This is a genomic window from Aggregatibacter sp. HMT-949, from assembly GCF_041734645.1.
Lineage (GTDB): Bacteria > Pseudomonadota > Gammaproteobacteria > Enterobacterales > Pasteurellaceae > Rodentibacter.
The window spans coordinates 959,158-972,005 of record NZ_CP162010.1 but is presented as its reverse complement, the minus strand read 5'-3'; the positions used below and the strand labels follow the sequence as shown (position 1 = coordinate 972,005).

Here is a 12,848-nt window from a genome sequence, read left to right as displayed (position 1 = left end):
TAAGATTAATTTTTAAAAATTTTTAGCCGCCGATGGAGGCGAGATGATTACGAATTCCGCTATCGCCTTGATGCAAATAATGATGTTCGCGCTTGCCTTGTAATGCGGAAAAAATACGGGATTGTAAAACGCCTTGCTGCTCTTCCGATTGTAATAAATCGCGCAACTCAATGCCTTCTTCACCGAATAAACAAAGGTGTAACTTCCCTTTTGCCGATACGCGTAAACGATTACAACTGGCGCAGAAATTCTTTTCATAAGGCATAATCAAACCGATTTCGCCTTGATAATCAGGATGACTAAATACTTTAGCCGGCCCGTCGGTGGCAGCACGTTGTTGTAACTGCCAACCTTGTGATAACAATTTTTGTGCAAGAATTTCACCGGAAAGATGATGACGCTCAAAGAAGCTGTCCATTTCACCGGTTTGCATCAGTTCGATAAAACGCATTTGAATCGGGCGATTTTTCACCCAGGCCAGAAATTGATTAAATTCGTGATCGTTAAGATTTTTCATCAACACGGAATTCACTTTTACCTTGTGATACCCCACGTCAAACGCACGATCGATACCACGCATCACTTCATCAAATTTATTGATGCCGGTAATTTGATGGAACATTCTCGGATCGAGGCTATCTACGCTGACATTCACGGAAGTTACGCCCGCACGTTTCCAATCCGCTACATCCTTCGCCATGCGGTAGCCATTAGTTGTCAACGCCACGTGGCGAATTCCTTCGACATTCGCCACGCTTTCGGCAATAGTAAGAAAATCTTTACGTAAGGTTGGTTCGCCGCCGGTTAAACGAATTTTTTCTGTGCCCATTGCCGCAAAAGCACGCGCAACGCGGGTAATTTCGCTTAAGGTAAGAAAACTCGGTTTATTTGCTTCCGGCTGATAACCGTTCGGTAAGCAATAGTTGCAACGAAAATTACACTGGTCGGTAATCGACAGTCGCAAATAGTAATAGTGGCGTTGAAACGCGTCCACAAGACGTTCGTTTCCCACGTTTTTGATTGGAATTTGCATTAGACACCTTTCTAAAATGGAGAGGACAAGCCGTTTCCGACTTATCCCTGAATAACGAATTGCGTTATTGGCATTGCCGTCATATTCCCTAAGAGAACTTAGACTAAACAAGCTCGGAGTTATGCGATAAAATATCGGCGCTTATTTTAAAAGATTCTCACCAATTAACGCAATCAATTCGTTCCGATGCCATGCGTATTTAATTAAATTCTTATAAATCAATCATATAAATAATTATATAGCGATTGTTTTTATAATATTTTAGAGGTAGGAAATAGAAAATTTTATGTCGGATTTACCCCCCCCATCGCCACTATGAATTCTTGAATCATTCGCATATTGTTGCCATTGGCGGCGGACACGGCTTGGGACGCGTCATGTCAGCGCTAAGTTTTATCAAAGAGCGCCTAACCGGTATCGTCACTACCACGGACAATGGCGGCTCCACCGGACGCATTCGGCAACAACAAGGCGGCATAGCCTGGGGCGATCTACGCAATTGCTTAAACCAAATTATCATCGAACCTAGCACCGCATCCGCGCTATTCGAATATCGTTTCAGCGGCAACGGCGAATTGGCAGGACATAATCTCGGCAATTTAATGCTCAAAGCGCTTGAAAATATGCACGTTCGTCCGCTAGATGGCGTAAATTTGATCCGCGATTTGTTGCACGTAAAATCGCACCTGATTCCCATGTCCGAAACGCCCGTTCACCTCGCCGCCAGCCTTGGTGCCGGTTCCAGCATCGTGGGCGAAGTCGGTATTGATAATTTAACCGAAGCGCCGCAATCGCTTTTTCTCGTGCCCTTGGTGCAAGCCACACCGGAAGCCGTGCAAGCCATTTCACAGGCAGACGTAATCATATTCGGCCCGGGCAGCTTTTTAACCAGCATCATGCCGCCACTACTTTTAGCGGATATCGCGACGGCAATTCGTTTAAGTTCGGCAAAAAAGATTTTTATCGACAATTTAGGCACGGAACTCGGAGCGGCGGCCGAACTCTCTCTAGAGCACCGCATTGAATGGATTCATCACACGGTCGGCGCAGCCGTCATTGATGGCGTAATTACGCCGATAAGGAAAAATAGCGGTTTCAATGCGGTGCCCGTTGGCGATCTCGGCAATGTGAAAATATTAGAAAAACGCCTCAATGCGGATGACATCAGTTATCGCCACGACCGCACATTGCTGGCGAAAGCCATTGATGAAATGTTGGAAGAATTGGAGCGAACTTAATCGCCCTTTGAAAACGTAGGGCGCCTATTTCAAGATTATTTTTTCGCGAATACCCGCACGTTAACGAAGCCATTTTCTTTCAGATACAACGCTTGCAATTTACTCATTACGCCGCGTTCACAATACAATACGTAGTTTTTACTTTGATCCAGCGAACCAAATTGCGATGAAAGCTTATAAAACGGCATTTGCTTCACTTCGTGAGTTGCGGATTCAAAAGGCTTTTCATCCATTTCTTCCGGACTGCGAATATCCAAAATTATATCGTTTTCACCTAAGACAGAGCTTGCCTCCACTTCAATTACTTGTCTTTCGGTTTCTTCCGCAATTTGGCGAATATCTAAAATTTGCGCATTTTTGACCGCACTCTCGAGAACGGCAAAATCAAAATGCCCTTCTTCTTCAACGATCTTCTCACGAACAGCTTTGATGGTCGGATTTTTTGAAATCACGCCGCAAAATTCCGGCATAGATTTGGCAATATCTTCTGTGCCGATTTCTTTCGCCATGGCGATAATTTGTTCTTTGTCGTGTGTAATAAGCGGGCGTAATACAAGCGCCTCAGCGGCTTCATCAATTAAGCGCAGATTAGTTAGCGTTTGGCTGGAAACTTGACCAAGTGCCTCCCCCGTTACAATCGCTTCAATATTGAAACGTGCCGCCACTTTACTTGCCGCGCGCACCATCATGCGTTTCAACACTACGCCCATTTGGCCGTTGTCGATTTTTTCTAAAATCTCGCCGACTACGCCTTCAAAATTCACCGCGATAAAACGCACTTTGTGGGAGCTGCCGTAACGTTGCCAAATATGATAGGCCATTTGTTTTACGCCGATTTCATGCGCCGCGCCGCCGAGATTAAAGAAGCAGTAATGTACGCGCGAACCGCGACGCAGTAGCATATAACTGGACACGCCGGAATCGAAACCGCCGGAAATAAGCGAAAGTACGTCTTCCTGCGTGCCGATGGGATAACCGCCGATGCCTGCATGACGCGCTTTGACCAGCATCATTTTGTCGTCTTCAATCTCAATGCGCACAGTCACGTCGGGATTTTTCAAGCGTACTTTAGCACTTTCGATATGTTGATTTAAGCCGCCGCCGATATAGCGTTCCGCTTCGATGGAACTAAACGAATGTTTGCCCTTTCGTTTTACACGCACGCAAAAGGTTTTGCCTTGCAATTGTTGTTCTACATCGGCGAGCGTCAGTTCAAAAATATGATGTAAATCCGTAAACGGTTTTTCTTCCACTTCTAAAAAATGATGAATGCCCGGAATACGTTGTAACAACGCGATAAGTTCGGCACGATTCTCTTCATTTTTCGACCGCACTTCAATGTAGTCCCAATGGCGCACTACGGCGGTTTCTTCATCAAATTTTTGTAAAATATTGCGGATATTGGAGGTCAGAATTTTAGCGAAACGCTTACGCACGGTTTCGCTTTTAATCATAATTTCAGGGAAAAGTTTAACGACAAATTTCATAAAATCATTATCTGATTGGCTTAATAAAAATGGCGGGTATTTTACGCGAAGATGAAGAAAAGTCTATACAGTAACAGGCTGTATATCAGGCTGAAATAATTTTTAACAATGCCCGTAAAATAAAGTACAATAGCGCGCAATTTTTACTGCGAAGAAAGGAATGATTAATGGCTCGTAAACCGGCTGCGACACAGGATTTTGAAACGACGTTGTCGCAATTAGAAACCATCGTTTCGCGTTTAGAAAGCGGCGAGTTGCCGTTAGAAGAAGCGCTAAAAGAATTCGAGCAAGGCATTAAATTGGCGCAGTTGGGGCAAGAACGCTTGCAACAGGCGGAACAGCGCATTCAAATTTTGTTACAAAAAAGCGAAACCGCTACGTTAAACGACTACCAAGGGAATGCCTAAATGAATCGATTTTCTGCAGATTTAAGGCTGATTCAGCACCGCATTGACGCCTTTTTGGAAGCGTACTTCGAGCGCATTGAAAGCCATCATGCGCCATTGCGTGATGCGATGAAATACGGGGTGTTATTGGGCGGCAAACGGGTTCGCCCTTTTTTAGTTTATGCGACCGGCAAGATGTTGGGCGCCAACGAACAAGCCTTAGATTATGCCGCCGCCGCCATTGAGCTGATTCACGCATATTCCCTAATTCACGACGATTTGCCGGCAATGGATAACGATGATCTGCGCCGCGGTCATCCGACTTGCCATATTCAATTCGATGAAGCCACCGCCATTCTTGCCGGCGATGCATTGCAAAGTTTAGCTTTTGAAATTTTGACGCAAACACCGCATATTTCCGCCGCACAAAAACTGGCTTTAGTGCAAATTTTAGCGCAAGCCTCCGGCGCGCAAGGAATGTGTTTAGGGCAAAGTTTGGATTTAATTTCCGAACACAAACAAATCAGTTTGGCTGAGTTGGAACAGATTCATCGCAATAAAACGGGAGCGTTGCTCGGCACCGCATTGAAACTCGGTTTTATCTGCTCGCCGCAGCATGCCGATCAAAATTTGGAGCAAACTTTGACGCGCTATGCCGACGCTATCGGACTAGCCTTCCAAGTGCAAGACGATATTTTGGATATCGAAGGTGACAGCGCGGAAATCGGCAAACCGGTAGGATCCGATCTTGATTTGGATAAAAGCACCTATCCCAAATTACTCGGTTTAGCCGGCGCAAAACAAAAAGCGCAAGATTTGTATCAACAGGCTCTTGCCGAATTGGAAGGTATTCCATTTGATACCGGTGCGCTTCGCGCTTTAGCAGAATTTATCATTACGCGTAAAAGTTAATTGCGACCGCGTCACATTTTTCCTACAAAAATACCGTCGAAAATCAAAATTTTTTAAAAATGACTCACGATATGAACCATTATCCTCTTTTATCTCTTATCAATTCTCCGGAAGATTTGCGCCTTTTGCGCAAAGAGCAACTGCCTCAACTTTGCCAAGAGCTGCGTGATTATCTTTTAAACTCTGTTAGTCAAACCAGCGGCCATTTAGCATCCGGCTTAGGAACGGTAGAACTTACTGTGGCGTTGCATTATGTGTATAAAACGCCTTTTGACCAATTAATTTGGGATGTCGGTCATCAAGCCTATCCGCACAAAATTTTAACCGGACGACGTGATCAAATGTCTACAATTCGTCAAAAAGGCGGAATTCATCCGTTCCCTTGGCGTGAAGAAAGCGAATTTGACGTCTTAAGTGTTGGCCATTCTTCCACCTCAATTAGCGCCGGACTTGGCGTAGCCTTAGCGGCAGAACGCGAAAACGCCGGGCGTAAAACCGTGTGTGTGATTGGTGACGGCGCAATTACTGCAGGTATGGCATTTGAGGCATTAAATCACGCCGGTTCGTTACACACCGATATGTTGGTGATTTTAAACGATAACGAAATGTCTATTTCAGAAAATGTCGGCGCGTTAAATAATCATTTAGCGCGTATTTTTTCCGGTTCTCTCTACTCAACATTGCGCGACGGTAGCAAAAAAATTCTTGATAAGGTTCCGCCGGTAAAAAACTTTATGAAAAAAACCGAGGAACATATGAAAGGCGTGATGTTTTCACCGCAAAGTACGCTGTTTGAAGAGCTTGGTTTTAACTATATCGGCCCAGTGGACGGGCATAATATTGACGAATTGGTGGCAACGCTAAGCAATATGCGCAATCTGAAAGGTCCGCAATTCTTACATATCAAAACCAAGAAAGGTAAAGGCTATGAGCCGGCAGAAAAAGATCCAATCGGCTTTCATGGCGTACCGAAATTTGACCCGAGCCGTGGCGAATTGCCGAAATCTAATACCAAACCGAGTTATTCTAAAATCTTCGGTGATTGGCTGTGTGAAATGGCAGCGCAAGATCCGAAAATCATCGGCATCACACCGGCCATGCGCGAAGGCTCCGGTCTGGTGGAATTTTCCCAACGTTTCCCTGAGCAATATTTTGATGTTGCCATTGCCGAACAGCACGCTGTGACATTTGCCGCAGGCCTTGCTATCGGCGGTTACAAGCCGGTTGTGGCGATTTATTCGACCTTTTTGCAACGCGCTTACGACCAACTGATTCACGATGTTGCCATTCAAAATTTGCCGGTGCTATTTGCGATCGACCGCGCCGGTATTGTCGGTGCCGATGGGCAAACCCACCAAGGCGCTTTCGATTTAAGTTTTATGCGCTGCATTCCAAATATGATCATTATGACGCCAAGCGATGAAAACGAATGCCGCCAAATGCTTTACACCGGCCTCCGATGCGGTAAGCCGGCGGCGGTGCGTTATCCGCGTGGTAATGCGCAAGGCGTAGATTTAGCGCCGTTAGAAATGTTGCCGCTCGGTAAAGCGCGTTTGATTAAAGAAGGAAAAAAAATCGCCATTTTAAATTTCGGCACATTACTTCCAGCAGCGTATAAAGTGGCGGAAAATTTGGGTGCAACATTGGTCGATATGCGATTTGTGAAACCGTTAGATACGGAAATGATTAACGTATTGGCGCAAACTCATGATTATTTGGTGACATTGGAAGAAAATGCCGTTCAATGCGGTGCTGGTTCAGCCGTTGCCGAAGTGTTAAATGCCTCCGGCAAACCTCACATTTTGTTACAGCTCGGTTTACCGGATTACTTTATTCCGCAAGGTACCCAACAAGAAATATTGCACGAACTAAAACTAGATGCAGAAGGCATTGAACAACAAATTCTCGCATTTATGGCCAAATAGTATTGGCTGATTTTTCTAAATTTTTTATCAAAAAAATATGAACTTCTTCATAGAATGAGCATCTGATAAAGTGCTAGTGCACTGCATATCGCAATATCGCAGTTTTTTTTAAATCTTATTTTAAGACCATCCCGCTACTCAATTGAGTAGCGGTTTTTTATTTTGGAAGAAGGAAACGTTAAACAGCTGTTTTGTGTCAGGCTACAAAACATTTATCGAACTGATTAAATAGCACCGCATTGAAAGCGCGTTCAATGCGGTGCTGTTAGCGTAGTACGCCGACGGAAATTGTTCACAGCTGCTGATAAACCCGCATTGCATAAGCGTCAGACATCCCCGCGATGTAATCACAAATCACCCGTTTTTTATGTTCGGGTAGCGCCTTTTGCCATTTTTGTGCGGTATTGTGTGGTAACAAACGTAGCGGGTCAGATTCAAAAATTCGGAACAGTTCCGTCAGCATGCGTTGCCCTTTATACTCAATGCGCTGGGTTTCCACATTACGAATCACATATTTCCAGACGAATTGTTTGAAGATCTCTAACACCTTTACGACATTTTCCGGCAATTGTGCGTTATAACGTAACAATGGTTCGTCGAAGTTTTCGGTTAGCGTCCAGCGCACGTTGGTAATGAAGAAGTTCACCAATGCTCCAATGGCATTTTTTCGTTCGAAATGCTTATCGGAAAAAAGCCCAAAACTAATGCGTCGAATATTTTTCTGCAGCCATGGCTGCGGAATTTGCATCAACGCGGTGCTCGCTTCTTGCCATTGTTGCGCATTTACCATTTTTGTGACTATTGCATCTTCTAAATCATGCACCGCGTAGGCGATATCGTCCGCCAATTCCATAATGCTGCAATCCAGAGATTTAAAGCGGGTCTTTAAAAATTCAGCGGAATCTGAGCGTGCGTTTTGGAGTGAACAAAACAATGTTCGATCCTGTTCAGAAAGATTTTTTAGAAGCCATTCGAACATCGTTAAATCATCACGAAAAATGCCTTTGCCGGGCTTCCAATCACTGATTTTTACATAACGCGCATCGGTTTGGCTAAGTTGCGATAAATCTGCATATTGCGGCGAAGCGCGATCTAAAATCGTCGGATATTTAACTACGCCGAGTAAAGTGCGGCGGGTCAAATTCATGCCGGCGTTTGCCGTGTAGGGTTCCAGTTTGGTAAGAATACGAAAAGTCTGCGCATTACCTTCAAAGCCGCCCTGTTCGTGCATCATAAAATTTAGCGCCACTTCTCCGCCGTGTCCGAACGGAGGGTGACCGATATCATGAGCGAAACAAAGACTTTCGATCAAATCGTTGCTTGGCAATAAACTTTTCAGCTGTTTTTGTAATTCTGCAGCATCAACATTAAGTTGTTCGGATAAATTAGTGAAAGATTCGGCAAATTTTAATTGCGCCACAAGGCTGCTGCCGATTTGCGCCACCTCCAAAGAATGCGTTAACCGAGTACGATAGAAATCATTCTCGCCGACTGCATGAATTTGGGTTTTCGCCTGCAAACAACGAAATGCGGCGGAATGCAGAATACGTCCGCGATCACGCCGAAACGGCGGGCGATGATCTCTTTCACGCGGTGGATCGGCAATAAAACGCTCGGCCCAAGCGGGCGATAAAGTATTTTTCATAATATTAAGCAGAAATTAAGGAAGAAACGGGCGGATTGTAGCATAAAGCCACCATCGAAACAGATGGCGGTTTTATTTGGATTAGACGAATAAGTAAATGATTTTAAATACTAAAGGCGCCAAAATGGAACTGATAATGCCACACAATACTAAAGAAATAGAGCTGTAACTGCCCGCTTTCGGATTGATTTCCATACAACTTACAGTACCAAGCGCGTGCGAAACGGAGCCTACCGACAAACCGATGGCTTCTTGATGACGTAAGCCAATTTTTTTCAAAATCAAATAACCGAAAATTGAGCCTTGTAAACCGGCAACTACGACACCGACCGCTGTAACGGCTGGGATGCCGCCTAAATGAGAAGACACTTCCATTGCGATCGGTGTAGTGATGGATTTCGGTAATACGGTAGCCACCATTTCCGGCGTAGCGCCTAAAATTAATGCCAAAATTGCGCCGGTAAGCATGGAAAAAACGGAGGCAAGCACTACCACAGAAAGAATAATGCGCCATTGTTTGGCGATTTGTTTGAGCTGCTCATAAAGTGGCAAAGCGAGGGCAACAATACTCAACGCGAGCAAATTATTAATCGGCGCATTACCGGCCATATAATTATCGTAAGGAATTTTGCCAACCAATAAAATTAATACCAAAATTAATACGGTTAAAATAAACGTATTAAAAATTACCGATTTCCAGCGTTTACTGATTTGTAAGGCAAGCCAAAAACCGAAAATTGTTAAAAACGTATAAAGATAAATTGCGTAATTCATTGATTTTCCAAGTTAAATTTATTTTTCTATTTCAGCCATGCGTTTTGCCAATACTTTTTGGCGTTTATGCCCGAAAGATTGGCGATCAAACAGCATATTTGCCATCACGCCGATAAAAACTAACGTAATACAAGTGCTGACGATATTCGGAATTAACAAAATATTCATCTGCGCCCATAATAAGTCGGAATATTTGATAATTCCCACACTCACCGGTACAAACAAAATTGCCATAAAACGAATTAACAAGCTTGCGCCAAAGTAAATCCACTCCAAACGAATCGTCTGCGTAGTTAAGCCGATAAAAAGCACTAACAAGCCCCAAATACTCCCCGGCACACCAACGGGCACAAAATGCGCGATTAGATTACCGAGATAAAGCATAATATAAAGAATCAATAAGGAGCGCGCCAAAAGAAAAGCCTTCTTGTATAACATTTTTGCCCTTTCAACTTTTTTAATAAAATTTGAAATTATTCTACGCTTTTTTTCAAGATTAGCGAGTTTTTTAGGTAAAATACACCAATCCGAATTAGCCTTTTCCTAAACATGATAAAGCACTATTTGCTAATTTTATGCGTCTTTTTCACCTCACTTTCCGCTTGTTCCAGCCCGCGCAATAGCTGTTTTGTGATTGGCGTGAGCGACGGCGATACGCTAACCTGCTTAACCAAAAATAAGAAACCGTTCAAAGTACGCTTAGCAGAAATCGATGCGCCGGAAAAAACTCAAGCTTTCGGACAAAAAGCCAAACAAGCCCTTTCCGCTATGGTATATAAACGTCAAGTTTGCTTAGACAGCATAGGCAAAGATCACTACAAACGTACTTTAGCAACCGTTTATCTCGGCAACGAAAATATTAATTTAGCGTTGGTGAAACAAGGCATGGCTTGGGCATATAATCAGTATCTTCATCACCCGATTTATTTACAAGCGCAACAACAAGCGCAGGCGCAACGCTTAGGATTATGGGCGGACAAACATCCGATTCCACCGCACGAATGGCGCAAGCAGGAGAAAAAACATGGCTTTTGATTATCAAGCGTTCCGGCAAGATTTCCCTTATTTTCAACGTTCCGATGCGGTGCTGTATTTAGATAACGCCGCGACAACGCTAAAACCCACAGCGCTTATTGAACGCACGGCTGAATTTTATGCTTCCGCCGGTTCCGTGCATCGTAGCCAATACGATGCGGCACAAACAGCGCAATATGAACGGGCTCGCACGCAAGTTAAACAATTCATCAATGCAGAAAGCGAAAAAGCAGTAATTTGGACATCCAGCACCACCCACGCGATCAATTTAGTCGCAAACGGCTTATTGCCCCAATTAAAAGCCGGTGATGAAATTTTAATTAGCCAAGCGGATCACCACGCTAATTTCGTCACTTGGTACGAAACGGCGAAAAAGTGCGGAGCCAAAATACGCGTTTTGCCGATTTTAGATAATTGGTTGATTAATGAGCACGCGTTGAAAGCCGCCTTAAATGAGAAAACCAAATTGGTGGCGCTGAATTTCGTATCGAACGTCACCGGCACGCAGCAGCCGATTAAACATTTAATTAAAATTATTCGGAAACATAGTCCTGCCTTGGTTTTAGTCGATTCGGCGCAAGCCGTCAGCCATATAAAAATCGATTTACAGGATTTGGATGCGGATTTCCTCGCCTTTTCCGCTCATAAAATTTATGGCCCGAACGGCCTCGGCGTATTAAGCGGAAAATTGACCGCCCTTACTCAACTGCAACCGCTGTTTTTCGGCGGGAAAATGGTGGATCGCGTATCAAGTGAAAACATCACCTTTGCCGATTTGCCCTATCGTTTAGAGGCCGGCACGCCGAACATTGCCGGTGTCATTGGCTTCAATGCGGTGCTGGATTGGCTAACCAAATGGGATCTTGTCGCCGCTGAACAACATGCGATCGACTTGGCGGAATCAGTTAAAGCGCGCTTAAAACATTACCCAACTTGCCGTTTATTTAACTCGCCGCAACCTAGCAGCGTGGTGTGCTTCGTCTTTGACAAGATTAATTCGTCCGATCTTTCCACTTTATTAAGTGAACAACATATCGCCTTGCGGGTCGGCGAACATTGCGCCCAGCCTTATTTGGCACGTCTTGGCGAACGCACCACATTGCGCCTTTCCTTTGCGCCTTATAATGCGCCGGAGGAGGTTTCTGCATTTTTCAGCGCATTAGATAAAGCCTTGGATTTACTGCAATGATCGAACAATTAAAAAATGCCAAAACTTGGGAAGAACGTTATCGACTTATCATTCAAGCAGGTAAGAATTTGCCGCGCCCGTGCGATGAAGAACTTGCCGAGATGCAGCCTATTAACGGCTGCGAAGCGCAAATGTGGTTCCAAATCTTGCCGAAAACCGATCGCACTTTCACCTTCCGGGCTTTCAGTGAAGCACGCATTATGAATGGCTTGTTATGGATTTTGTTAAACCAAATCAACGGCAAAAACGTCGAACAATTGCGCAACTTTGACCTCGGCGCGTTCTTTAACGAACTCGGCATCGCACAACGTTTGAGTGAAACGCGCTTGAACGGGCTGAATCAAATCGCACAACAATTAAAAAATTTATGTATTTAATCGAACCCTATTTTCGCATTACCGCTCTTGAAAATCACATCGTCGAGCAAAACCGCGTGCTAAATGCGCTGATCGATCAATGGCGTTACAATGGGCAAATTATCGGGCGCGAAATTTCGCTGTATTTAGTCGAAGACAACGGCGCACAAGGTTTCGCTATGCGCGTGGTTTGTCCGGAACAAGACAGTCTTTTTCCCCAAAACAATAACACCGAAGTGGATTTTGCCTTGCAGCAGGCAGAAAAATTTGGGCTTTTTTTAGAAAATTTTTTGCTACTTGGCGACGATCTTAATGCCGACCAAACTGCTGAAAACGCGCGTCCCGCTTGGCAAGTGTTATACACCACGCACTTACAAAGCTGTTCGCCGATTCATAGCGGTGAAAATTTTGCGCCAATACCGTTATATAAACAGCTAAAAAACCAACCGCACTTAAGCCAAGACGTACTGAAATGGCAAGAAAATTGGCAAGCTTGCGATCAGTTGCAAATGAACGGTGCGGTATTGGAACAAACAGCACTTTCTGAAATTTCCGACGTACAAAGCCGGCTTTCTAAACACGGTCGCTATTTGGCGCAAGAAATCGAAAAACAAAGCGGCGTGCCGACTTACTATTATTTGTATCGCGTCGGCGGCGAATCGCCGGCGCAAGAACGGCGCCGTTGCTGCCCTCAATGCGGTGCTGTTTGGACACTTGACCAAGCGCTTTTTGATGTGCTTCACTTCAAATGCGACGCTTGTCGTTTGGTATCCAATCTTTCGTGGAATTTTTTGTAAAATGACCTCTCAAAATAGCACCGCATTGAAATGGTATGAAGTAAAGATGGCGTACGCGACCCTACAATAGA

The 12,848-nt window shown here is 44.5% G+C and carries 13 protein-coding genes and 1 riboswitch; of the genes, 8 read left to right on the top strand and 5 right to left on the bottom strand.

The genetic code is table 11. The features are described 5' to 3' along the window. Window positions 1–22: 22 nt before the first annotated feature. Complete coding sequence (gene moaA, locus AB3F25_RS04525; protein WP_373602709.1) at window positions 23–1,033, bottom strand: GTP 3',8-cyclase MoaA; 1,011 nt, start codon at window positions 1,031–1,033, stop codon at window positions 23–25. Next, a riboswitch (molybdenum cofactor riboswitch) is annotated at window positions 1,022–1,164 on the bottom strand. Its footprint overlaps the gene before it by 12 nt. A gap of 246 nt (window positions 1,165–1,410) precedes the next feature. On the opposite strand from moaA, the gene yvcK reads away from it, so the two are divergent. Then, the gene (gene yvcK / locus AB3F25_RS04520; RefSeq protein WP_373604328.1) at window positions 1,411–2,271 is read left to right on the top strand and encodes a uridine diphosphate-N-acetylglucosamine-binding protein YvcK; all 861 of its coding nucleotides are present in this window, start codon (window positions 1,411–1,413) and stop codon (window positions 2,269–2,271) included. Window positions 2,272–2,306: 35 nt separating this feature from the next. Here the strand turns inward: yvcK and thiI are convergent, their stop codons facing one another. Then, entirely contained in the window at window positions 2,307–3,758 is a 1,452-nt protein-coding gene (gene thiI / locus AB3F25_RS04515) for a tRNA uracil 4-sulfurtransferase ThiI (RefSeq protein ID WP_373602708.1), read from the bottom strand. A 167-nt stretch (window positions 3,759–3,925) separates the two neighbouring features. On the opposite strand from thiI, the gene xseB reads away from it, so the two are divergent. Genes xseB through dxs form a run of 3 tightly spaced genes read left to right on the top strand, consistent with a single transcriptional unit; the run spans window position 3,926 to window position 6,981 of the window. Then, a complete protein-coding gene (gene xseB, locus AB3F25_RS04510; RefSeq protein ID WP_373602707.1) occupies window positions 3,926–4,165 on the top strand; it encodes an exodeoxyribonuclease VII small subunit in 240 nt (79 codons plus the stop codon). Further along, the gene (gene ispA / locus AB3F25_RS04505) at window positions 4,166–5,056 is read left to right on the top strand and encodes a (2E,6E)-farnesyl diphosphate synthase (protein WP_373602706.1); all 891 of its coding nucleotides are present in this window, start codon (window positions 4,166–4,168) and stop codon (window positions 5,054–5,056) included. A gap of 59 nt (window positions 5,057–5,115) precedes the next feature. Next, window positions 5,116–6,981 carry a 1-deoxy-D-xylulose-5-phosphate synthase gene (dxs, locus tag AB3F25_RS04500; RefSeq protein WP_373602705.1) on the top strand — a complete coding sequence of 622 codons (1,866 nt, stop codon included), beginning with the start codon at window positions 5,116–5,118 and terminating at the stop codon, window positions 6,979–6,981. A gap of 292 nt (window positions 6,982–7,273) precedes the next feature. Here dxs and AB3F25_RS04495 read toward each other — a convergent pair whose 3' ends face one another. The 3 genes from AB3F25_RS04495 to AB3F25_RS04485 form a co-directional block, all read right to left on the bottom strand. Beyond that, window positions 7,274–8,626, bottom strand: coding sequence for an anti-phage deoxyguanosine triphosphatase (locus AB3F25_RS04495; protein WP_373602704.1), 1,353 nt, complete (start codon window positions 8,624–8,626; stop codon window positions 7,274–7,276). Between the two features lie 81 nt (window positions 8,627–8,707). Beyond that, complete coding sequence (locus AB3F25_RS04490; RefSeq protein WP_373602703.1) at window positions 8,708–9,400, bottom strand: CidB/LrgB family autolysis modulator; 693 nt, start codon at window positions 9,398–9,400, stop codon at window positions 8,708–8,710. A gap of 18 nt (window positions 9,401–9,418) precedes the next feature. Beyond that, window positions 9,419–9,838: a CidA/LrgA family protein gene (locus tag AB3F25_RS04485; protein ID WP_373602702.1), complete on the bottom strand. Its 420-nt coding sequence runs from the start codon at window positions 9,836–9,838 to the stop codon at window positions 9,419–9,421. A gap of 111 nt (window positions 9,839–9,949) precedes the next feature. Here AB3F25_RS04485 and AB3F25_RS04480 point away from each other — a divergent pair, with 111 nt between their 5' ends. The 4 genes from AB3F25_RS04480 to AB3F25_RS04465 are packed head-to-tail and all read left to right on the top strand — an operon-like array spanning window position 9,950 to window position 12,777. Next, window positions 9,950–10,435: a thermonuclease family protein gene (locus AB3F25_RS04480; RefSeq protein ID WP_373602701.1), complete on the top strand. Its 486-nt coding sequence runs from the start codon at window positions 9,950–9,952 to the stop codon at window positions 10,433–10,435. After that, on the top strand, window positions 10,425–11,624 hold the full coding sequence (locus AB3F25_RS04475; protein ID WP_373604298.1) for a cysteine desulfurase: 1,200 nt from the start codon (window positions 10,425–10,427) through the stop codon (window positions 11,622–11,624). Before AB3F25_RS04480 ends, AB3F25_RS04475 begins: the two co-directional genes overlap by 11 nt. Beyond that, complete coding sequence (locus AB3F25_RS04470) at window positions 11,621–12,001, top strand: SufE family protein (protein ID WP_373604297.1); 381 nt, start codon at window positions 11,621–11,623, stop codon at window positions 11,999–12,001. The genes AB3F25_RS04475 and AB3F25_RS04470 overlap by 4 nt, the downstream gene beginning before the upstream one ends. Further along, window positions 11,992–12,777, top strand: coding sequence for a Zn-ribbon-containing protein (locus AB3F25_RS04465; RefSeq protein ID WP_373604296.1), 786 nt, complete (start codon window positions 11,992–11,994; stop codon window positions 12,775–12,777). The genes AB3F25_RS04470 and AB3F25_RS04465 overlap by 10 nt, the downstream gene beginning before the upstream one ends. The last annotated feature ends 71 nt before the right edge of the window (window positions 12,778–12,848 follow it).

Bases quoted from the DNA above. Each gene is read 5' to 3' on its own strand.
- moaA (WP_373602709.1), bottom strand. From the start codon at position 1,033: ATGCAAATTCCAATCAAAAACGTGGGAAACGAACGTCTTGTGGACGCG.
- yvcK (WP_373604328.1), top strand. From the start codon at position 1,411: ATGTCAGCGCTAAGTTTTATCAAAGAGCGCCTAACCGGTATCGTCACT.
- thiI (WP_373602708.1), bottom strand. From the start codon at position 3,758: ATGAAATTTGTCGTTAAACTTTTCCCTGAAATTATGATTAAAAGCGAA.
- xseB (WP_373602707.1), top strand. From the start codon at position 3,926: ATGGCTCGTAAACCGGCTGCGACACAGGATTTTGAAACGACGTTGTCG.
- ispA (WP_373602706.1), top strand. From the start codon at position 4,166: ATGAATCGATTTTCTGCAGATTTAAGGCTGATTCAGCACCGCATTGAC.
- dxs (WP_373602705.1), top strand. From the start codon at position 5,116: ATGACTCACGATATGAACCATTATCCTCTTTTATCTCTTATCAATTCT.
- AB3F25_RS04495 (WP_373602704.1), bottom strand. From the start codon at position 8,626: ATGAAAAATACTTTATCGCCCGCTTGGGCCGAGCGTTTTATTGCCGAT.
- AB3F25_RS04490 (WP_373602703.1), bottom strand. From the start codon at position 9,400: ATGAATTACGCAATTTATCTTTATACGTTTTTAACAATTTTCGGTTTT.
- AB3F25_RS04485 (WP_373602702.1), bottom strand. From the start codon at position 9,838: ATGTTATACAAGAAGGCTTTTCTTTTGGCGCGCTCCTTATTGATTCTT.
- AB3F25_RS04480 (WP_373602701.1), top strand. From the start codon at position 9,950: ATGATAAAGCACTATTTGCTAATTTTATGCGTCTTTTTCACCTCACTT.
- AB3F25_RS04475 (WP_373604298.1), top strand. From the start codon at position 10,425: ATGGCTTTTGATTATCAAGCGTTCCGGCAAGATTTCCCTTATTTTCAA.
- AB3F25_RS04470 (WP_373604297.1), top strand. From the start codon at position 11,621: ATGATCGAACAATTAAAAAATGCCAAAACTTGGGAAGAACGTTATCGA.
- AB3F25_RS04465 (WP_373604296.1), top strand. From the start codon at position 11,992: ATGTATTTAATCGAACCCTATTTTCGCATTACCGCTCTTGAAAATCAC.